General features: G+C 40.6%; 10 protein-coding genes. 6 read left to right on the plus strand and 4 right to left on the minus strand.

What is annotated here, in order from left to right; genetic code table 11:
• Positions 1 to 181: 181 nt before the first annotated feature.
• From BM289_RS17195 to BM289_RS17215, 5 genes are all read left to right on the plus strand, one after another.
• A complete protein-coding gene (locus tag BM289_RS17195; RefSeq protein ID WP_244165403.1) occupies positions 182 to 2197 on the plus strand; it encodes a glycoside hydrolase family 97 protein in 2016 nt (671 codons plus the stop codon).
• 87 nt (positions 2198 to 2284) lie between these two features.
• Positions 2285 to 4489: a glycoside hydrolase family 3 C-terminal domain-containing protein gene (locus tag BM289_RS17200; RefSeq protein WP_091495787.1), complete on the plus strand. Its 2205-nt coding sequence runs from the start codon at positions 2285 to 2287 to the stop codon at positions 4487 to 4489.
• A gap of 21 nt (positions 4490 to 4510) precedes the next feature.
• The gene (locus BM289_RS17205; RefSeq protein ID WP_091495789.1) at positions 4511 to 6085 is read left to right on the plus strand and encodes a glycoside hydrolase family 43 protein; all 1575 of its coding nucleotides are present in this window, start codon (positions 4511 to 4513) and stop codon (positions 6083 to 6085) included.
• A 3-nt stretch (positions 6086 to 6088) separates the two neighbouring features.
• Positions 6089 to 7888 (plus strand): glycoside hydrolase family 2 protein, encoded by a 1800-nt coding sequence (locus BM289_RS17210; protein WP_244165404.1) that lies wholly within the window; start codon positions 6089 to 6091, stop codon positions 7886 to 7888.
• Complete coding sequence (locus BM289_RS17215; protein WP_208610261.1) at positions 7885 to 8811, plus strand: alpha/beta hydrolase; 927 nt, start codon at positions 7885 to 7887, stop codon at positions 8809 to 8811. The genes BM289_RS17210 and BM289_RS17215 overlap by 4 nt, the downstream gene beginning before the upstream one ends.
• A gap of 116 nt (positions 8812 to 8927) precedes the next feature.
• Here BM289_RS17215 and BM289_RS17220 read toward each other — a convergent pair whose 3' ends face one another.
• The 4 genes from BM289_RS17220 to BM289_RS17235 all read right to left on the minus strand — a co-directional run bounded on the left by BM289_RS17220 (position 8928) and on the right by BM289_RS17235 (position 20155).
• Positions 8928 to 12953: a hybrid sensor histidine kinase/response regulator gene (locus tag BM289_RS17220; RefSeq protein WP_394332983.1), complete on the minus strand. Its 4026-nt coding sequence runs from the start codon at positions 12951 to 12953 to the stop codon at positions 8928 to 8930.
• 138 nt (positions 12954 to 13091) lie between these two features.
• Complete coding sequence (locus BM289_RS17225) at positions 13092 to 15041, minus strand: sialate O-acetylesterase (protein WP_091495791.1); 1950 nt, start codon at positions 15039 to 15041, stop codon at positions 13092 to 13094.
• A gap of 85 nt (positions 15042 to 15126) precedes the next feature.
• Positions 15127 to 17109, minus strand: coding sequence for a beta-galactosidase (locus BM289_RS17230; protein ID WP_244165406.1), 1983 nt, complete (start codon positions 17107 to 17109; stop codon positions 15127 to 15129).
• Positions 17110 to 17293: 184 nt separating this feature from the next.
• Positions 17294 to 20155, minus strand: coding sequence for a glycoside hydrolase family 31 protein (locus tag BM289_RS17235; RefSeq protein WP_091495795.1), 2862 nt, complete (start codon positions 20153 to 20155; stop codon positions 17294 to 17296).
• Positions 20156 to 20650: 495 nt separating this feature from the next.
• On the opposite strand from BM289_RS17235, the gene BM289_RS17240 reads away from it, so the two are divergent.
• A partial coding sequence (locus BM289_RS17240) for a glycoside hydrolase family 97 N-terminal domain-containing protein (protein ID WP_208610262.1) occupies positions 20651 to 21494 on the plus strand: 844 nt, incomplete at its 3' end.

The raw sequence follows: 21494 nt of genomic DNA on the forward strand, positions 1-21494 counted from the left end.
TTAATACAAAGCGTACCGTAATCAGCTATTTTTTCTTGTCAAATTTGCCCGTTGAAAAAACTTCAAAGCTATAATTCAAAGCACCAATATGAATTGGTGCAGCGAGATGTCAAAACAGTTTTCCAAAAGAGATAATGCTTACGCAAACTTTTTCAAGTTTTTTCAAAGCGCATTAAAAGACATGTATTTACTAACTAGAATAACCACACATCAAATGAACAGGACTTTATTACAGGCAATTATTTTTATATTTTTATCAGCAAGCGGATCGGCGCAAGTGCTTCACCTCAAGTCTCCCGACGGAAAGATTGAGATGGAATTAGAAAACGGAACCAAAATCCGATGGTCTGTAAAACATAAAGATACAGAAGTCGTTGCTCCTTCTGCTATTTCACTAACCTTGGGCAGCGGAGAGATATTGGGAGACAATGCTAAAATTGCAAGCACTAAAAAATCGGCTTCCAACACCACTTTCGAAACGCCTGTTTATAAGAAGAAAACGGTTGTGGACCAATACAATCAGCTGATTGTGGATTTTAAAGGGAATTTTGGTTTGATATTAAGAGCTTATAATGATGGTGTAGCGTATCGTTTTTTTACAAATAAGAATAAAAAAATTGCCATTGCATCTGAAGAAGCCAGTTTTAACTTCAGCCAAGACCATAAAGCTTTTGTGCCCTATGTCCGCGATTTAAGAGAAAAAGACATGTACACTTCTGCTTTTGAAGCGCTTTATGATGAAATTCCGCTTTCTAAATTTGTGAAAGACACACTGGCTATTTCTCCGCTTCTTGTCGATTTGGGAAATGGAAGAAAAGCGGCTATTATCGAGGCTGAACTAAAGGATTATCCGGGCATGTTTTTAACCCGTAATAATGAAATGCAGTATGGACTGAAGGGAATATTTGCCCATTACCCAAAAAAGGAGCGATTAGGAGGCTATAATAAAATGAACTACATGGTTTCTGAGAGGGAAAACTACATTGCAGAAACAGACGGCAGCAGAAGTTTTCCCTGGAGGGCAGTCATAATAAGTGAGAACGACAGCGAGCTTTTGAATAATGATATGGTTCAAAAACTTTCTTCGCCTTCACAAATTTCCGATATGAGCTGGATAAAGCCCGGTAAAGTTGCTTGGGACTGGTGGAATGATTGGAATATTTCGAAAGTCGATTTTAAGGCAGGAATCAATACGCAGACTTATAAATATTATATTGATTTTGCTTCTAAAAACAATATTGAATATGTGGTGATAGACGAGGGATGGAGCGAAGAAACCGATATCTTGAAGATCTCGCCTGCTATGGACATTAGGGAACTTATCGAATACGGTAAGCAAAAAAATGTCGGAATCATCCTTTGGGCTTCATGGTATGCCATAAATCAGGTTTTGGATGATGCTTTTATCAAGTATTCTAAAATGGGAGTGAAAGGCTTTAAAATAGATTTCATAGACCGCGACGATCAAAAAATGGTTAACTCGCTTTATAATATTGCCAATAAAGCGGCTTCTTACAAACTTCTTATTGACTATCATGGAATGTATAAGCCAACGGGCATTCAAAGAACCTATCCTAATATCGTGAACTTTGAAGGCGTTAAAGGATTGGAAAATGCCAAATGGACGCCAAATGATGATATGCCGCATTATGAAGCGAGCATTCCTTTCATAAGAATGCTGGCCGGCCCTATGGATTATACACCGGGAGCTATGCGTAATGCAACAAAAGCAGATTTTCGTCCAAGCAATTCCATGCCTATGAGCCAAGGCACAAGATGCCATCAGTTGGGAATGTATGTCCTTTATGAAGCGCCACTGCAGATGATGGCAGATAGTCCAACAGCTTATATGAAAGAGCAGGAAAGCACTACATTTATATCTCAGATTCCGACCACTTTTGATGAAACTGTTGCGCTGGATGGAAAAGTGAGCCAATATGCTGTCATTGCTAGAAAAAAAGGCAATACATGGTTTATAGGCGGTTTAACCAATTGGTCGGCTATAGAAATAGAACTCGATTTATCTTTTCTTGAAAAAGGAAGCTTTACAGCAGAAGTTTTTAAAGACGGTTTGAATGCCGAAAAAGATCCTACAGATTATAAGCAGGAAATAATTAAAGTGACCAATGCCACTAAGCTAAAAATCCAGATGGCTCCTGGAGGCGGTCTTGCGATTATCATTAACCCAGAAAAGTAATTGAAATATCATGGAATGATGCTCTGCTTATTTCAATTAAGGTAAGGATTGTTCGTGGTTTCATAAATAATTAGAAAGTATACTATAATGAAAAAAAGACATATCACCGTTTTACTCTTACTATATTTTTTCCTCTCATCATTTTTTGGATGGGCGCAATCTGCTCTTTATTTAGATGAAAGCCAGCCAGTAGAAGTTCGTGTAAAGGATGCCTTATCGCGAATGACGATAGAAGAAAAAGTGGCGCTCTGCCATGCGCAGTCAAAATTCAGCTCGAAAGGAGTTCCTCGTCTGGGCATACCAGATGTATGGTCATCAGACGGATCGCACGGAGTGAGCGATGAAAAACTATGGGATGAATGGAACTCGGCACAATGGACCAATGATTCCTGCACTGCTTTTCCGGCTTTAACCTGCCTGGCGGCAACATTCAACCCAAAGATTGCGAGGCTTTACGGCACATCCATAGGAGAAGAGGCCCGCTACCGAAACAAAACCATGCTATTGGGGCCTGGCGTCAATATTTACCGTACGCCGCTTAATGGACGAAATTTCGAATACATGGGCGAAGATCCTTTTTTGGCTTCGCGAATGGTGGTTCCATACGTGCAGGGCGTGCAGTCTAATGGAGTGGCGGCGTGTGTAAAACATTTCGCCCTGAACAATCAGGAAATTGCCCGTGGCGAAATTAATGTCAATGTAAGCGATCGCGCCTTGCATGAGATTTATCTTCCAGCCTTCAAAGCGGCAGTTCAGGAAGGGAATGTATGGTCTATCATGGGAGCATACAACAAAATATGGGGATTGCACTGCTGCCATAACGACATCTTGCTCAACCAAATCCTAAAAAATGACTGGAAATTTGATGGAGTAGTAGTAAGTGATTGGGGAGGTGTCCACAATACGGATGAAGCGGTCAATGGCGGACTTGATATTGAAATGGGCACTTATACAAACGGATTGACCACGCAAGGCCATTTTCCTTTTTCGAGCTATTATTTAGCCGATCCTTTTTTAAAGGGAATTAAATCAGGCAGATACGAAATGTCAAAACTTGACGATAAAGCAGGCCGAATTCTCCGAATGATTTTCCGCACCACTATGGGCGCCAATCGTCCTTATGGCCGTTTTGTTTCGCCTGAGCATAGCGATGCAGCCCGAAAAACAGCACAGGAAGGAATCGTACTGCTTAAAAATGAGAAACAATTTTTGCCTATTCCCGAAGGCAGATATAAAAAAATTGCTGTGATAGGTGAAAATGCCGTGAAAAGCCTGATCGTCGGCGGAGGTTCTACGTCATTGAAAGCGGCTTACGAAATTTCTCCTTTACAGGGATTAAAGAATAAATACGGCGAAAGCAATATTCTCTACAGTATGGGATATGCTTCGGGACGACCGCTTTACGGCGCCGAAGAACCCTCTAGATTAAATCTTGATTCTCTGCAAAACGCAGCGATTGAAACTGCCCGCCAGGCTGATATAGTGCTCTTTGTTGGAGGGTTGAATAAAAATTATTTTCAGGACTGCGAAAGCGGAGACCGTAGATCATTGAGCCTTCCGTTCGGTCAAGATAAGCTTATTGAAGAAATTCAGAAAGTGAATCATAACGTTGCGGTTGTTTTATTAAGCGGAAATGCAGTTTTGATGCCTTGGCTTAACAAAACAAAAGCCGTTGTGCAAGGATGGTATCTTGGCTCGGAAGCGGGAAATGCTTTGGCCGATATTATTTCGGGCGAAGCAAATCCGTCAGGAAAACTTCCTATTTCATTTCCTAGAAAACTGGAAGACGCAGGAGCACATGCTTTTGACCAGCTTTGTTATCCGGGTGATGGAAACAATGTCTATTATAAAGAAGATATTTTGGTAGGGTACCGTTGGTACGATACTAAAAAAATCCCTGTGCTTTTCCCATTCGGATATGGATTGAGCTATACCACATTCCAGTACGGGAAGCCGGCCGTTTCATCAAAAACGATTACAGCTGCCGACTCTTTAGAGGTGACAGTTTCCATAAAAAACACAGGGAAAGTGGCTGGAAAAGAAGTTGTGCAGCTTTATGTTAGTGACGAAACATCTAGCCTGCCTCGTCCTGTCAAGGAATTAAAAGGATTTGAAAAAATTTCCCTTGAACCGGGAGAAGAAAAAACGGTGCGTTTTACTTTAACAAAAGAAGATCTTTCTTATTACGACGACATTAAAAAAGAATGGATTGCAGAACCGGGGAAATTCAAAATCATGATTGGAGCTTCTGCTTCTGATATTAGAGGAACAGTAGATTTTAATTTAAAATAAAGCATCGCGATAACTTGAAATATGAAAAAAATAATTATACTTTTAATCAGTATGTTTGGATTCTGCCATTTTTTGAATGCGCAGGGATACAAAAATCCAGTCATTTCTGGATTTCATCCCGATCCTAGCGTATGCAGGGTAGGAGACGATTACTATTTGGTCACTTCCAGTTTTGAATACTTTCCGGGAGTTCCTGTTTTTCACAGTAAAGATTTAATCAATTGGACCAAAATCGGGCATTGCCTTACACGTGCTTCTCAGCTCAAATTAGACAAATGCGCTCCTTCAGCCGGTATCTATGCCCCTACAATCCGCTATCATGAAGGCCGTTTTTATATGGTCACAACCAACGTATCTGGCGGAGGAAATTTTTATGTGCATACCGATAATCCTGCAGGAGAATGGTCAGAACCCGTTTTTGTAGATCAGGGCGGTATAGACCCTTCGTTATATTTCGAAGGGGACAAATCTTATTTTGTATCGAATCAGAATGGCATTACTATTTGCGAAATTGATATTAAAACAGGAAAAAAACTCACCAAAGGACAAACGGTATGGAATGGGACAGGAGGACGTTATCCTGAAGCGCCGCACATCTATAAAAAAGACGGCTGGTATTATCTGCTTATTTCTGAGGGAGGCACAGAATACGGACATAAAATAACCATATCACGAAGCAGGAACATTTACGGACCCTATGAATCCAATCCTGCCAACCCGATTTTGACCCATATCAATGAAATTGCTCAAAGCAATCCGATTCAAGGTACAGGGCATGGCGATTTTATTCAGGCGCATGATGGTTCCTGGTGGATTGTTTTTTTAGGATTTCGTCCGCAAAGTCTTTTGCATCATGTGTTAGGCCGAGAAACCTTTTTGGCCCCTGTAAGATGGGATGCGGATGCTTGGCCGGTAATAAATGGCAATGGCACGGTTAATATAGATATGAATACGCCTACTTTACCATTACAGACTGTAAAACCTCATGATTTTTCTACGGGTTTTGATGAAACGAAGCTCGGTGTCGATTGGAATTATCTCAGAAATCCTTTCATGCGGCAATACTCGCTTGCCGAAAAGAAAGGTTCATTGCGATTGAAAGCCACTTCGGTATCTTTAGACGATAATGATTCGCCAACTTTTGTAGGACGCAGACAGGAACACATTGATTTTTCCGCTGCTGCTGTGATGTCATTGAATAATGCAAAAGCAGAAGATGAAGCTGGAATGACAATATTCTATTCGAGTCAGGCGCATTACGACCTTTCTTTGAAAAAAACAGAAAAAGGCAAAAACAGACTAGTATTGCGTTATAAAATAGGGGTACTGAACCATATCGCATCTGAATTGGAAATTCCTGCCGATAAAATTTATTTGAAAGTGGAAGGCAATAAGGATTTTTACAGCTTCTATTATTCTTTGGATGGAAAGGAATTTAAGTTTTTGGATAAAATCAATGTTTGGTATCTAAGCTCTGAGACCAATGGAGGTTTTACAGGCGTGTATGTTGGACTGTATGCGTCATCCCAAAATAAGGATACCAAAGCCTTTGCGGATTTTGACAGTTTCACATATAAACCGGGTAAAATGGAATAGAAAATGGATCGACTGCAAAAAATCTGCAAAGCACAGATAATAGCCGTTTTATTGGCAGTTTTTTTAGCCGGCAGGACAAATGCCCAAACAGCAATGGCCAATGACGCATCTAGAAACTCAACAAGTTTGAATGGGAAATGGAAAGTGCTGTCTGATCCGGGAGCTGCTGGCGACTGGAAGAAAGTTTGGATAGAGCCAAAACCGCAGAAGAAAACAGATTTTTTTGAATATTCATTTGACGGTGCGCCAGAATTGAATGTTCCGGGCGATTTCAATTCGCAATTGTGCGAGCTTGCTTTTTATGAAGGTGCTGTCTGGTACAAAAAAACGGTTACTCTTAAAAAGAAAAATTCAAGACAGTTTCTGTACTTTGGAGCAGTAAATTATAGCGCTGACGTGTATTTTAATGAAGAAAAACTGGGAAGCCACGAGGGAGGTTTCACTCCGTTCCAATTTGAAATTACAGACAAAATAAAGGATGGAGATAATACCATTATTGTAAAAGCAGACAATAGGCGTTTAGAGAACGGAATTCCCGGTTTAGGATATGACTGGCTGAATTATGGAGGAATTACTCGAGAGGTCAAAATTATTGAAACCCCAAAAACATACATTGAGGATTATTCCATCCAGCTAGAAAAAGGCAGTCTGGGCAATGTGCTGGGATGGATTCGATTAAACGGAGAGAATTTGACCCAGGAAATTATAGTTAAAATACCTGAATTAAATATCATTTACCGAACAAAGACCAATAGCAACGGTTATGCAAAGCTTGAATTTTCGTCCAAGTTCAAGCTATGGTCGCCTCAAAATCCTAAACGATACCATGTAATTGTGGAATGCGACACCGATTCCATTTCAGATGAAATTGGCTTTAGGAGCATTGAAAGTCAAGGAAGTGAAATTCTGCTTAATAAAAAAACTATTTTCATTAAGGCCATAAACATTCATGAAGAAAATCCGATGAAAAAATCTAGAGCATTTTCATTGGATGATGACAGGCTGTTGCTGAATTCTGCCAAAGAGCTAGGATGTAATTTAGTGAGATTGGCACACTATCCGCACAATGAAGACATGGTTGAAGAAGCTGAAAAAATGGGTCTGATGGTGTGGAGCGAACTTCCGATCTATCAGAATATTAAGTTTTCCGACAGTTTGGTTCCCCACAAGATGCGGCATATGCTGCAGGAAATGATTGCTAGAGACAAAAACCGATGTGCAGTTGTGGTCTGGAGCCTTTCGAACGAAACATATCCCGGCACTCCAAATAGAGATAAAGCGCTTATTGATTTAACAAAAGAATGTAAAGCGATCGATTCTACACGATTGGTTACCCATGTTATCAATACGCAAGGTTATGCCAATAATGCATTTCATGTTTGGGATCCGCTTTACAACTATTCTGATTTAGTTGCTCTTAATGAGTATATAGGCTGGTATATTCCTTGGCAAGGAAAACCTTCAGAAGTGAAGTGGAAAATAGATTTTTCTAATAAACCCGTGTTTATTTCTGAATTTGGAGCAGAGGCATTATATGGAGCCAGAAATGTTCCTGCAGATCAAGCCGCCTACTGGTCTGAAGGATATCAGGAGCAGGTTTATAAAAATCAGATTGAAATGTTTAACACTGTTCCAAATTTAAGAGGCGTCTGCCCATGGCTGTTGTATGATTACAGATCATTGGGAAGGATGCACCCCGTGTATCAGAAGGGATATAATAGGAAAGGATTGATCTCTGAAAATGGAGAAAAGAAAAAAGCTTGGCACATTATAAACAACTACTACAAAGAAGATAAAAAATGAAAAACAAACCATTTTTAATTGCTATGCTGGCCCTGGCCTGTTGGTCTATAGGACACTCCCAAACAGAGAATGCCGCAGATAAGGAATTAAACCTGCAGCCCATAGTATTCAATGCCGACGACAAACCGGCATTTCCGAATCCGCCTGCAGGGTTCAGGGACAGGCATGCGGAACTGGCTTCGGGAAAACTTACTGTGGTCCAGTACAATTCCAAAACATTGGGCACGCGCCGCGAAATGGCAGTCTACACCCCTGCAGGTTATGCAGCTGATAAAAAATACCCGGTGCTTTATCTGCTCCACGGCCTTAATTCAGATAAAGGGCAATGGACGGATTGGATTCGTGCCCAGGATGTTATAGATAATTTAATCCGTGACGGAAAAATCAAGCCAATGCTGGTGATTTTTCCCAACTGCAACTCAAGCATCACTGTTGAAAATCCAGCCCCTGACCAAGGGAAGGAGAAAGAAATTGGTTATAAGAGTTATGGAGTATCTTTTGAGAAAGATCTGCTGGAGGATATCATTCCGTATATTGAATCAAATTATGCCGTATACCGCAATCGAGAGCAGCGAGCTTTAGCAGGTTTGTCTATGGGAGGCGGGCAATCTTTGAATATTGGCCTTTCCCATATCGATACTTTTGCTTTTATTGGAGGCTTTTCTTCAGCTCCCAATACAAATGAAGTAGGAGGGCTTTCGACTCTTAAGCTTGTGCCTGACTTAAAAGGGGCAAGAAAAGATCTTAAAGTGTTATGGGTTTCTTGTGGAAGTAAAGACTGGCTTTTCAATGTGAGCCAGCGCATTCATGGCTGCCTAAAAGCAAATCAAGTGCCTCATGTGTGGCATGTAGATGGCAATGCGCACGATGATATAGAATGGGCGAACAATCTGTATCTTTTCTCGCAGCATATTTTTAAATAAATATTCTTTTAAGCAGTTTGCAGCCGTTTTTGAAACGCTTTTAGATAAAACGTATATAGAAAATAAAAAAAGGCAGCCTTAATAGGATTAAAGGCTGCTTTTTTATTGGGTTGTTTTTATAGTTTCTTATGAAGTTTTAGATACTCGGAAGGAGACAAGCCAAATTCTTCGCGGAAGTATTTTGAGAATCTTTTCGGGGAATTAAATCCGACTTCATAGGCTATCTGCGAAACCTGCAGCTGGCTTTTATCCAGAAGCTGTCGTCCTCTTTTCAATCGGATTGTACGGATGAATTCGGCAGGGCCTTTGCCTGTTATGAACATCAGTTTTTTGTACAGATGCCCTCGGCTCAAGCCTAAAATGTCTCCTAGATTCTCTACAGAGAATTCCGTGCTGCTGATATGCTGCTCTACCGCTTTTATGGCTTTTTCGATAAAAATCTCATCTAGAGAGGTAATGGTAATCTCCTGCGGATTAACGTCTATTTTTTGTTTGAATGCGGCATGGCTCTTTTTGGTCCATTCGATAAATTTATTAATTCGAAGTTTGAGAATATGAATATTAAAAGGTTTGGTGATATAATCATCTGCTCCATATTTCAGTCCGTCTATCTGATATTCCTCAGCAGTGCGCGCAGTTAGCAGAATTACAGGAATATGTGACCAGTAGATATTGGTTTTTACCAATTTGCAAAACTCAATGCCATCCATAACAGGCATCATTACATCACTTACAATAACCGTAATATTGTGTTTCTGCAGCAGTTCAATGGCCTCTTGACCATTATGGGCCGTCAGCACCGTAAAGTCATCTTTAAGGTTGTCTTCTATAAATTCGCACAGGTCTTTATTGTCATCCACAAAAAGAACGAGCTGCTGGGCAGGACTTTCTGTTTTTTCCTCTTCAATGCTTGGAATATCGATCGCAGCAGGACCAAGCATCAAATTCTTTTCAGAGCTTTCTCTAATTGGGATCTTAAAGGTAAATGCACAACCATGCGGAATATTATCTTCAATGGTTATGATGCCTCCATGAAGACGTATGTATTCATTTGCAATATGGAGTCCAAGACCGCTGCCGGTTTCATTCTGGCTCTGTTCGCCTTGATAAAATCTCTCAAATACAAGGGGTTTATCCTTATCGTTGATCCCCGGGCCAGTGTCTCGAACTTTGACGCAGACTTGAGTATCGTCCCGGCTAATTTCTACCTGAATTTTTCCTCCATCGGGAGTATATTTAAAAGCATTAGAAAGCAGATTGGCAAGTGTTTTTTGTATCTTATCCTTGTCAAATTCCATAAGCAGGCTGTCTATTTCGCTTTCTAAAGATAATTGGATATTGCGTTCAGCGGCATACACATTAAACGAACTGCAGATATCCTCGGCGAAACTTACAAATTCGGATGCCTTTAAGTTTAGACTGACGATTCCTGCATCTAATTTGCGGAAATCCAGCAGCGAATTGATCAAGGAAAGAAGCTGCTGCGCATTTTTATGTATGACATTTATTTTCTTTCTCATAATCTCATCCATAGCATCATTCAAGAGCACCTGCAGAGGTGTTATGATAAGGGTTAGGGGAGTTCTCAGATCATGGCTTATGTTGGTGAAAAAGTTCAGTTTCATTTCGTTAATCTGCCATTCCTTCTCGCGGTTCATTCTTTCTCGCTGTTCTTCTAATTTTAAATGATGGCGGATTTTTGATCTGCGCACGGTATACCATATTAGGGCCGCGATCGTTAGTCCATAAAAAAGATAAGCCCATATAGTTAGGTAAAAAGGAGGCAGTACGTTCAACGCTAGGACTTTGATATTATCGTTCCAACCCGAAGCATTATCATACGCTTTTACCAAAAGCTTGTAATTGCCGGCTGGCAGGGCAGAAATTGCAATTTTATTGTCCTGGATAGGAATCCATTCCGAATTAAACCCTTCAATCCTGTAAAAATACTTGACCTTATCGGCATTTAATAAATCCGTGCTCGTAAACTTAAGGGTAATGAGCCTGTCATCGTGCATTAAGGTAAGCTTGGAAAGCAGTTCCGTAGAATGCTGCAGCAACTTATGTCCATTATAGATAGAATCGACCTCTATAATCTGATTCCCAAGAGTTAGCCCTGTAAAAATAATTTTTGAAACCGGCCTGTTTTCTTTTAGCAGCTTGTTTGGATTGATTATGGTATATCCGTCCAGATTGCCAAGCAAAATATCACCGTTTCTTAATTGCAGTATAGAATGTTTGTTAAAATAATTATCCATCAGTCCATCCTTAACCGAATAGTTTTTACTGCTTATGGATAAATTATCGTTCACATCATAACTGACAGTTAAAATGGAAAGTCCATTAGGGGTTGTAACCCAGATGTTATTTCGGTTATCTTCCAATATGCCGCTGACAGAATTGTCGCAAAGGCCATTTGATTTGTTGAAGTAATAAATGGTATCTTTTTTCGGATCCCAGATATTGAGTCCATCATTATGGGCAATCCACAAAATATTGTGTTTGTCTTTGTAGACCGTAGAAATCTGAAAGTGTTTGAATTTTTGCGTTCCTTTTTTATTGCCATACGATACGACGTTCTTATTGTTGGTGATATCAATATTGAAAAGCCCGTAACCTGTGCCCAGCAGAAGCTCATCGCCTGAATCGTAAAACATATCGAGTGCAAAGACTTGATCTTCAAATACAGAAACCACAGAATCAAAACTAGTGGCATCGGACAGAAGCTGCTGTATTTTTCCTCCCATAGACCCTATCCAGATATTTCCGTAACGGTCCTGTTTTAAGTTCCAGACATTGTTGTTGCTTAGTTTGCTGTTTTTTGTGGTATATTGGCTTATTACGCCATTTTGCCAGCAAAACAGCCCATTTTGATAAGTGCCGATCCAAATGCGGTTTTTGCGATCCTCCAATAAACAGGTGATCGCTGCTTTGGGAAATGGAATTCGAGAAGTATTTCCTGATTTTTTATCTTTTTTAAAAAGTCCTTTTCCGTCTGTTGCAATCCAGAGATCTTCGTTGTGATCCTCCATTATGGTGCTGATGTCAGAGCATTCGGGGTGTTTGAAATTGATGAAGTTTTTAAAGCTTTCATTAAAAAAAGAAAGCCCTTTTTTGCTGTGTCCAATCCAGATGGTCCTATCGTTGTCGTGATACATGCAGGTTATATTGTTGGATGGCAGAGAATTGTCTTTGTTTGGGTTTTGAACACAGTTTGTTATGCTGTTTTTTGACTTGTCAAAAATAAAAAGCCCTTTATGGTCTGTTCCAATCCATATTTCGCCCGGTTTATTTTCGATAATGCTGCTAACGAAATTAATGTCGCTGTCTACACTGGATTTTAATGTTATAGAGCTCCATTTTTTCGTCTGATAATCGCGATAGAAAACTTCATTGGGACTATTGTTGAGATAGGTCCATAATGCGTTGCTGCTGTCCAGGAAAGCGATATGCCATTCATCAGTTCCATTTCTTCTGCTGGAAACCGGGAGTTCAATAGTTTTAATATGACCTGTAGTACTGTTTAACTGCCAGCATTTTTGAGAATTTTCAACGCAATATACAGACTCGCCATTATCTGTTAAGCTAATGAAAAAAGGGGCTTCGATTCTTACGCCGGTAAAGATGGAAGTATGCCTTTTTTTTATGTCGTAGAAAGAAATATTTTTTTTATTGAAAACCCATAAATTCTTTTTTTTGTCCACATAAATTTTACAGTTGCTGTCTGCGCGAATGTGCAGCTGGTTTAGCACAGAAGCGATGTCCGTGATAAAGCAGTCCTTGTCTCTGTTGTATATTGCATTATCATGTCCAAAATTGACCCATATATTGCCCATGCCGTCTTCTTGAAGGCCTAAAATATCGTTTGAAATTAGGCTGTTGGGCTTTTTAGAGTTGGTAGTGTAAACCTTGAATTCGTAGCCATCATATCTATTAAGCCCGGTTTCAGTGCCAATCCATAAAAAACCATAGCTGTCCCTTAGAAATGTCTTGACATTGGTGCTCGAAAATCCTTCGCTGGTTTTTAATTGGTGAAAAATATAATTGGACTGCGCTAGAATGCTCTGGAACGAAATTATTCCAAAAACAGCAAGAAATAATAAGAGGGCTTTATGCTTTTTCATTCGGTCTAAATTAATCATTTATCTGCAGCTGCAGTATCAAAAGGGCTGTTTTTATGTAAAATCACAATCATTATTTCAATCACTATCGATTTTGCTTTCTTTTAGAATCGATAGTGAAATTTGAAATGTGCAATACGCTTGGCTTATTAATGATATTTATTTTTCAAAGCTGTATTTAATGCCTCTTGAGATGGTATTCCAGTCATCTGTTCGGAAAGGAACAGCAGGAAAATTTTCTGCATTGTACAAATTACAGTCGCTAGCATCGTCAGCCCAGCCGTAGCGTACAGCTTGCGGATTTTGTACCTGATCGCTCCAGACCAAAAGCTGACTGCCTTTTATTTGGGCTTTGGCATAATGAAAAATGTGATCGGATCCTGCAATTTCGAATCCTTTTACATACTGGTATTTATCATGAACCGTTAATCCGCTTTCGGCATTGTCAAATGTTAAGAGTGCCTGATCGGCTTTTGTTTCCATAGATTTGTATGCTGGTCCGCTGAAAACATTTCCTTTGCCATACACTTTATTCAAAGCAATGGCGGCCAGTCTATATCCAACGTCCTGTTTGTTTTTTGGATGAATATCTTTTGGATCTCCAATATCTGCAGTAACGCACATGCCGGTATTGGCAACATTGTTAAGGGTGAAAACCTGGGCTTCTCTTAATTCTGCCCAATAACTGCCAACACCGCTGTTTCCTCCAAACTCATTAAAAGAAGACAGCTGGACAAAAAAGAAAGGAAAATCACCTTGATTCCATTTGGTCCTCCAGTCATTGATCAATAACGGAAAAGCTTTTTTATATTGTTCGGCACGTGTAGCATTGGCCTCGCCTTGATACCAAAGTACACCCTGAAAAGAATAGGGAACCAAAGGATTGATCATGGCGTTGTAAAGAAGGGAGGGATAGCTGTTTGGAGAAAGGTCTGTTTTGATCTCTGTAACCTGAAATTTCCATTTTCCTGCAAGCGGCACGATTGTACTGCCTACAGTTAGTTTTAAATCAGCCTCATCGCCAAAAATGCCACCCCCTCCGCTGTAATCCGTCACTCGCACTGCAACCGTGTTAATGCCTTCTTCAAGCGTTCCAGCAGGTATTTTGTATATTCTTTTTTTGTCCCATTGGGTATTTTTCCCCACTTCAATTCCATTTACATAGGAAAGATCTTCATCGTCTATTTTGCCTAGCTCCAGTAAAGCTTCTTTACTGGCATCTTCTTTTGAAATCATAAAAGACTTGCGCATCCAGACCGTGCCGTCTAAACTGCCTAATTGCTGGTTCCACAATTGCGGGGCATGTATTTCTGGCCACGCGCTGTCATCAAAGCTTGCTGTTTTGTACTGGCTTTCCGAGTTTGAAGTTATTTTAGATTTTTGAAGAGCTTCAATTTTTGCTGTAAGTGCATCCAGTTTATTTTTTAGAAATGAATCCATTGTGCCTTTTGGAAGATCGGCAGTCATGCTGCTGAACTCAGGGCTTTTTTCAAAAGCTTCCCTGCTGGTCCAGGTTTCTGAGCACGTGCCTCCCCAAGAAGCATTTATTATTCCGACCGGGATTTTTGATTCATTGTACACTTTTTTTGCAAAAAAATAGCCAACTGCTGTAAAGGCGCCCGTATTTTTTTTGCTGCTTTCTTTCCAGCTTCCAGCTTTGAGCTCCTCTTTAGGGGTCGAATTTAAATCTTTGTCCACTAAAAATTGTCGTATCAACGGATTATCAGCCTGACTGATTTCATAATCAGCATTCTGAGCTTGGCCAACGGTCCATTCCATATTAGACTGTCCGCTGCAGATCCAGACTTCTCCGACCAGAACATTCTCAATGGTAATGCTGTTCTTTCCTTTAATCGTCATTTTGAAAGGCCCGCCTGCCTTTTCAGGCTTTAGGTATAAAAGCCATTTTCCGTTTTTGCCTGCTTTGGTTCTTTGGATCTGTTTATTAAAAGCGACCTCAATTTTTTCTCCTGAATCGGCCCAGCCCCAAACAGAAATGGGTTTATTGCGCTGTAAGACCATTCCGTCGCTAAAAAGCAGCGGCATTTTTACATTAGCATTTGCGCATAAACTCAGCGCAAAAAGCAAAGTGATTAATTTTTTTTTCATTTTGGTTGGTTTAAATTTATAGTTAGCATTAAATCTGCAGCAAGAGTTGCAGGGATGCTCAAAGGCTGTAATTGTTTAAAAAAAATTATTGCTGCCAAACTGTTACACCGCCTGGAGGCAAAGTTTTGCCGCCAATCATTATATTTGCCGTACCGGATATTTTTTCTATCTGATAATCTTCTGAAGAATAATTTACCGCGATCCAAAAACCGTCACGCCAATTGATGTAGACACCTTTAGGATATTGTTCAACAGCAATTCCAGCCTGCTTGTATACATGCTGCAGAACGTCCTTTTCAAGTTGGGCATCGTCTGTGTCAGTGCCAATATAAGTAACGGTTCCTTTTCCTATTTTGTTGGTTACGACAGATGCTGTACCTGCGTAAAATTGATTGGTATATTTGGCAAGCACATTTTCAGGTTTATTGGCTTTTACTAGATCTGCCCAGTTATTCCAGTAATAGTCCTTTCCGAAACCTTGGATTGTGCCTTTTGCATAGGGCAGAAGATGGTCGAAATCTTCAATTTTGGCATCTATTAGGCCGTATATCGGATTTCCCCACTCCTTAAACAAATGTCCGTTTTGGTCCTTAACGGCGGTGCGCACCGTTAAGATTAGATGCCCGCCTTGTTTTACATACTCTGTCCATTTAATGATAAGTTTCTCGTCTGCCAGCTCATAAGCAGGGGCAATCACCAGCTTATAAGAATCTAATGGCTCGTTTTCGTAGATTATTTCTGCCGGCGCGCCGCATGATTTCACGATTTCCAAATATTTCTGGAAAAAAGCCAGGGTATTCCATTGGCTTGTCTGCCCTTGGCGTCCCATGCTCCACAAATTGTCATAATTCCATAATAAGGCAGTTTTTCGAGCCTGTATTTCTTTAGGCATTACCGCCTTGGGATTATAAGCCTTTCTCAATGATTTCATTTCCTGCATGGTCTGCTGGTAATCTTTTCCTCCCTGCGATAGGGTGGTTCCATCAAGTTTGGTAATCCCGCTGTGGTATTGTTCAGCGCCGTAATTTATCTGACGGTAACGATAGGAGCACGCAAAGGACATTCCTTCAGCCATACAATGATAAAGCCACATGCGCACCGCTCCAGGCTGAAGCAAAGGATTAACATTTCCCCAGTTGACAAAACCAGGCTGGAGTTCCATTATGCCAGAAATGTTGTCTTTAGTTTTGAAAAAACTCAGTGCAAAGGAAAGTTCCCCGGGATCGCCAAGACGAAAACCCTTTTCTCCTATATTAGGAACCCCCTTATTCGGATAACTGGTAAAAGCATTAAAATCGAGTTTTTTTGTTCTTCTTGGATCTGCTGATGGAGTAGTAGCGGTATAATTTGTTGTTACAAATTGATTTTTAGCAATTAAAGGCCTGATAATGTCGGCCTGAAAATCTAAAAAGTCGGCCTGCGTATCGGCAGTATATCGTTTAAAGTCCAGCAAGGCATGCGGATTGATTCCCCACCATCCAACAAGATTTGCATTTGGAATTTTAATCTGGCCAAAACTGCTGTAGATCTGGCTCCAAAAGGCAGTTCCCCATGCATTATTCAAAGCGCTTATGGTGCGGTATTTACTTTCCAACCAATTGCGGAAAGCATCTTGTGAGGAAGGGCTGTAATCTTCTTTGGCTTCCGGTTCGTTGTCGAGCTGCCATCCCATTACATTTGGATTATGGCCGTAGCGTGCCGCCAATTTGGCGATTAAGTTTTTAGAAAAATTTCTCCATACGGGATTGCTCAAGGACTGCTGTGCTCTTGTTCCGTGCTCAGCCCTTTGGTAATGGCTGTCCATCAGATAGATTTCAGGATATTTAATGCCCATCCAGACAGGCGAGATTGCTGTAGGAGTGCCTAGAATAACCTTTAACTTGTATTTTCCGGCAAGATTTATCACTTCATCAAGCCATTCAAATTGGTAGTTTCCTTCTTCGGGTTCCATCTCTATCCAAGCGAATTCCGCTATATGGATAAACTCAAAACCAATCTTGGAAATGTTGCTGATATCTCTTTCCCAGTCTTTTTTATTCCAATGTTCCGGATAGTAATAGATCCCCATTGCCATCAGGTTTTCTTTAGGAAAGAAGACTGGGGACTTTTGTGCCATTATGCCTGTTGAGAACAGCAGCAATAAATAAATGATATATTTTTTTAATTTCATGGATCTATATTTTTCTCACTTGCATCGAGATCTTCATTAAGTTGTCTTAATGCGGATGCTCGATGTGGTTGTTTTAGGATAATTAAATTTTAATGGCTTGAAGCGTTCCGTTATAATTGATTTCTTTTCCAGAAGCATCTGAAAGGAATGTTTTCGGATTAGATGGATCGACAGCGATGATTTTAAATTTTCGGTCTTTTAGCATGCCTTTAAAATCTCCTTTGCGCTCGCCAATGGTTAAAGTTTCATTTTTTTGATCATAATTGAAGCTTATCGTGGCATAATTGCCTTTTTCGTAATTGTAGTTAACGCCTTCATCTTCATACAAGGTAAAGCTTCCGTCGCGGCCTTTATAAACATACAACACCACATTATCAGCAGGTTTCTGATCGGTGTATTGGATTTCAGGGCCAACGGGAACTATGGCGCCTTCAGGAATAAAGAGGGGAATGCGTCCATAAGGAGCGTCAGCCTGTAGAGTCTGTCCTCCTGACTGATGCTTGCCCGTATAAAAATCATACCAGTTTGTGCCGGAAGGAAGATACACTTCTCTTTTTCTGGCTCCATATTGGTAAACGGGGCACACCATAAAAGAAGAACCAAACATGAATTGGCTGCTGATGTTGACGACATTTTTATCGTTTTGAAAATCCATCACCAAAGGGCGCATAATGGTATAATCGTTAAAATGCGTCATACCGGCCATAGTATAGATGTATGGCATTAGTCTGTAGCGCAGACGGTCATAAAATACAATTGATTCGTAGGCAGGATGGCCTTCTGGAGCGATGTTCCAAGGTTCGCGATACGGAAATTGCCCATGGGAACGGTATAAAGGAGCAAATGCCCCAAACTGATGCCAGCGCGTGTTTAATTCGCGCCATTCTTTACTGTCGGAATTTTCATTTCCATTTTTGTCATATTGCTGCTGTGCGCTCAAATAGCGGTCTTCAACGCAAAATCCTCCTATATCCATCGTCCAGTACGGAATACCGCTTGCGGCAAAATTAAGGCCTGCCGAAATCTGCGCTTTCAAATCTTCCCATCTCGTTGCAATATCTCCGCTCCAGGTTGCTGTTGAGTAACGCTGCAGTCCAGCGAAACCTGATCTAGTTAAAAGAAATACACGTTTATTAGGATCTACAGCCCTTTGTCCGTCATATATTGCTTCGGCGTTCATTAGGGCGTAAGTGTTGAAATACTCTGTTGCAGACCCTAAAGCGGTTGGTCCCTGCAATTTTTTACGGTACTCCATATCTGTGCAGTCCAATACGTTAGGTTCACTTGCATCCATCCACCATGCATCAACTCCTATAGGATATAAATTTTCATAAATCTGCTTCCAAAACAGTTTGCGTGCACCGCTTGCATAAGCGTCATAAAAAGAGCCTACATAACCCGGGCCAACCCAGTCGCGTACATTGTCTTTAATGGCCTGCTGATACATCCATCCTTTTTGGTCGAATTCTTTAAAGTGGTCTGTGGTTTTATAAAATTTAGGCCAGACGGAGATCATCATTTTGGCATTCATCGAATGGATGGAGTCTGTCATGGCTTTTGGATCAGGAAAACGCTTAGGATCAAACTTGTGGCTTCCCCATGCATCATCTTCCCAATAATTCCAGTCTAAAACTATATTATCAATTGGAATCTGGCGCGTTCTGAATTCTTTTAAATTGCTTAAGATTTCATCCTGGGTTTTGTATCGCTCGCGGCTCTGCCAATAACCCATTGCCCATTTAGGCATGATTTGGGATTTTCCCGTCAAGGTTCTATAGCCCTTGATTATGCTGTCCATGGAATTGCCATGAATAAAGTAGTAATCGATTTTTTTGTTCATTTCGCTCCACCAGACCTGGCTGTTTTTTTCCTCAGCCAATTGAGGTGTTCTTACCCTTAATCCGCAATACGATGTTGAACCGTCTGGTTTCCATTCTATTCTTAAAGCAGTGCGCTTGTCTGCTTTCAGATTCATAGAGAATTTGTAGCTGTTAGGATTCCAAGCTGTTCTCCATCGCTCAGGAACCACCAATTGATTGTCTAGATAGACTTTTACATATCCGGAATAATATAAAGTAAATTTATATTCTCCGTCTTGCGGCGCTTCGATTTCTCCTTCATAAGCAACACTGGCATTCTTTAAAGGCAGATCTGTTGGCAGATTTTTAATGCTTTTAACGTCTTCAAAAAAAATAGACTGCTCTTGACGGATGAGCGGTTCATTTTTCTTCTCTTGTGTACTGTAGGTTCCCGTTAAGAAGCCCGGTTCTCCATTTTTCCCATATAATTTGAAAACCTTGTTTAACTGCTCATAAGGACGGCTGTCTCCAAATCGGCTTAGGGAATAGCTGTCCCATAAAAGCCCATAGTTTTTATTTGATACAATAAAAGGGACCGATACCTTGGTATTGTATTGGAAAAGCTCTTCGCTTTTGTCTTTGTAATTGAATTCATCCGACTGATGCTGTCCCAATCCATAGAATGCTTCATCTTTAGGCGATTCAAATATCTGTCGCACCGTATAGCCTTTTGTCTGGTCAGCCTCTATAGGAAGAAAAGTCCTGCCGCCGCCTGCTTTTTCAGCCAACAGCATTTTGCCGTTTTTATCTTTAAACTTGATTCCTCCATCTTTTGCAGAAACCATTACATTTAAGGTCTTCGTTGCGAGTTTAATGGAGTCTTTTAATTGACTGATCTGGAAGGGAACAGTTTGCTGGCCGGGAACAATAATCAGACTGGAATCTTTCACAGATTCTTTGGCTGAAGCAGCAACATGTATCAGATCATTGCCTAAAACCTGCAGATGCAGCCTGCTTAATTGGTTTTCTGCGTTTGGTTTCAAGTCTATAAACACACTGTCATTTGTTTTGGTGTAATTTTTGACAGCGCACGATGCCAAGAGCAATCCGGCGGAAAGACCTAAAGCGATTGTGTTTTTTTTCATGTTTTTTGGTTAAGGATAGTTTATATGATAATTAGCAGTTTTTGTGATTTATGTTTTTCCCGATCTGGAATTTAGTATATCCAGCGTCGAGCTAAATTTCAAATGGGTTTCAAAAGATTGCAAGCTGTAAAAGTCAAGTGGCAATCTGCATTTTTTAGTGACTGCATGAGGCTTATTCAGGTTGTATTGCCAGCTGATTATGCTGGGATGTAAAAGTATCTTTTAATGTAAAAGGACAAGGGGCGTAAATGTGTTGTTTGAGAGGCTCTTATGTATCATCGTGTTTTTGGTTGCTGTAAAGGGGGGGCGGAATGTATTTTATGGCTGGTGGAAATGTATTATTGTTTTTGAGCATTCAAAGTAAAGAGTACATTAGCATCTGTGAAGTTTCAAAGCTGGAGTACTGAACAGCCCTAATCAAGGATTACGAGAAGAGGCAGCTGTTCAGAATCATCTTGAAATCAAAAGTAAACTGACTAACCAACCTCTATAATTATGAATATAAAATTTAGCATATGTTTATTGCTTGTAAGTTTCTTTAAACTAAATGCGCAATCTGTGGTAAAAAGTCCGGACGGAAAGCTTGCGGTGTGGGTTTCTGCAAACAACGGAATGCCCCAGTATAGTGTAGCATACAATGAAAAAAACTTTATAGAAAAATCGCCATTAGGCTTAAAAACCAATGCGGGGGATTTCAGTACAGGATTGTCTTTGGAAAAAAACGTCAACCAGGAAATCGACGAATCCTATCAATTACCCAATATTAAGAAAAGCAATGTTCACTATACGGCCAATGAAGCTGTTTTTTCATTCACAAAAGACGGCAGGCCTGCTTTGGATGTAATTTTTAGGGTGAGCAACAATAATCTGGCATTCAGATATAAAGTATATCCGCAGAAGGAAACGCTCTCCTGCGTGGTTCAGGAAGAGGCTTCGGGATTTCTGATGCCTAAGGGAACCACCACATTTCTTTGTCCGCAAAGCAATCCAATGACTGGATTTGCCAGAACAGGCCCTAGCTATGAAACTTCCTATACGTTGGATGATGCTGTAGGCAAAAACGGCTGGGGAAATGGATACACCTTTCCATGCCTGTTTAGGGTAAATGACAGCGGATGGGTCTTGATTTCTGAAACAGGAGTGGACAGCGGCTATTGCGCAAGCAGACTGATTGGTCGTGAAAACGGATTATATACCATTGGATTTCCGATGCCGGGGGAAAACAACGGAAACGGGACAGCAGTGCCGGGAATCCCGCTTCCGGGAGAAACGCCGTGGCGTACTGTTACTATTGGAGAAACATTGGCGCCTATTGTCGAAACCACGATTCCGTTTGACC

Origin of the sequence: Flavobacterium phragmitis (genome assembly GCF_900112575.1) — a bacterium.
Classification (GTDB): domain Bacteria; phylum Bacteroidota; class Bacteroidia; order Flavobacteriales; family Flavobacteriaceae; genus Flavobacterium; species Flavobacterium phragmitis.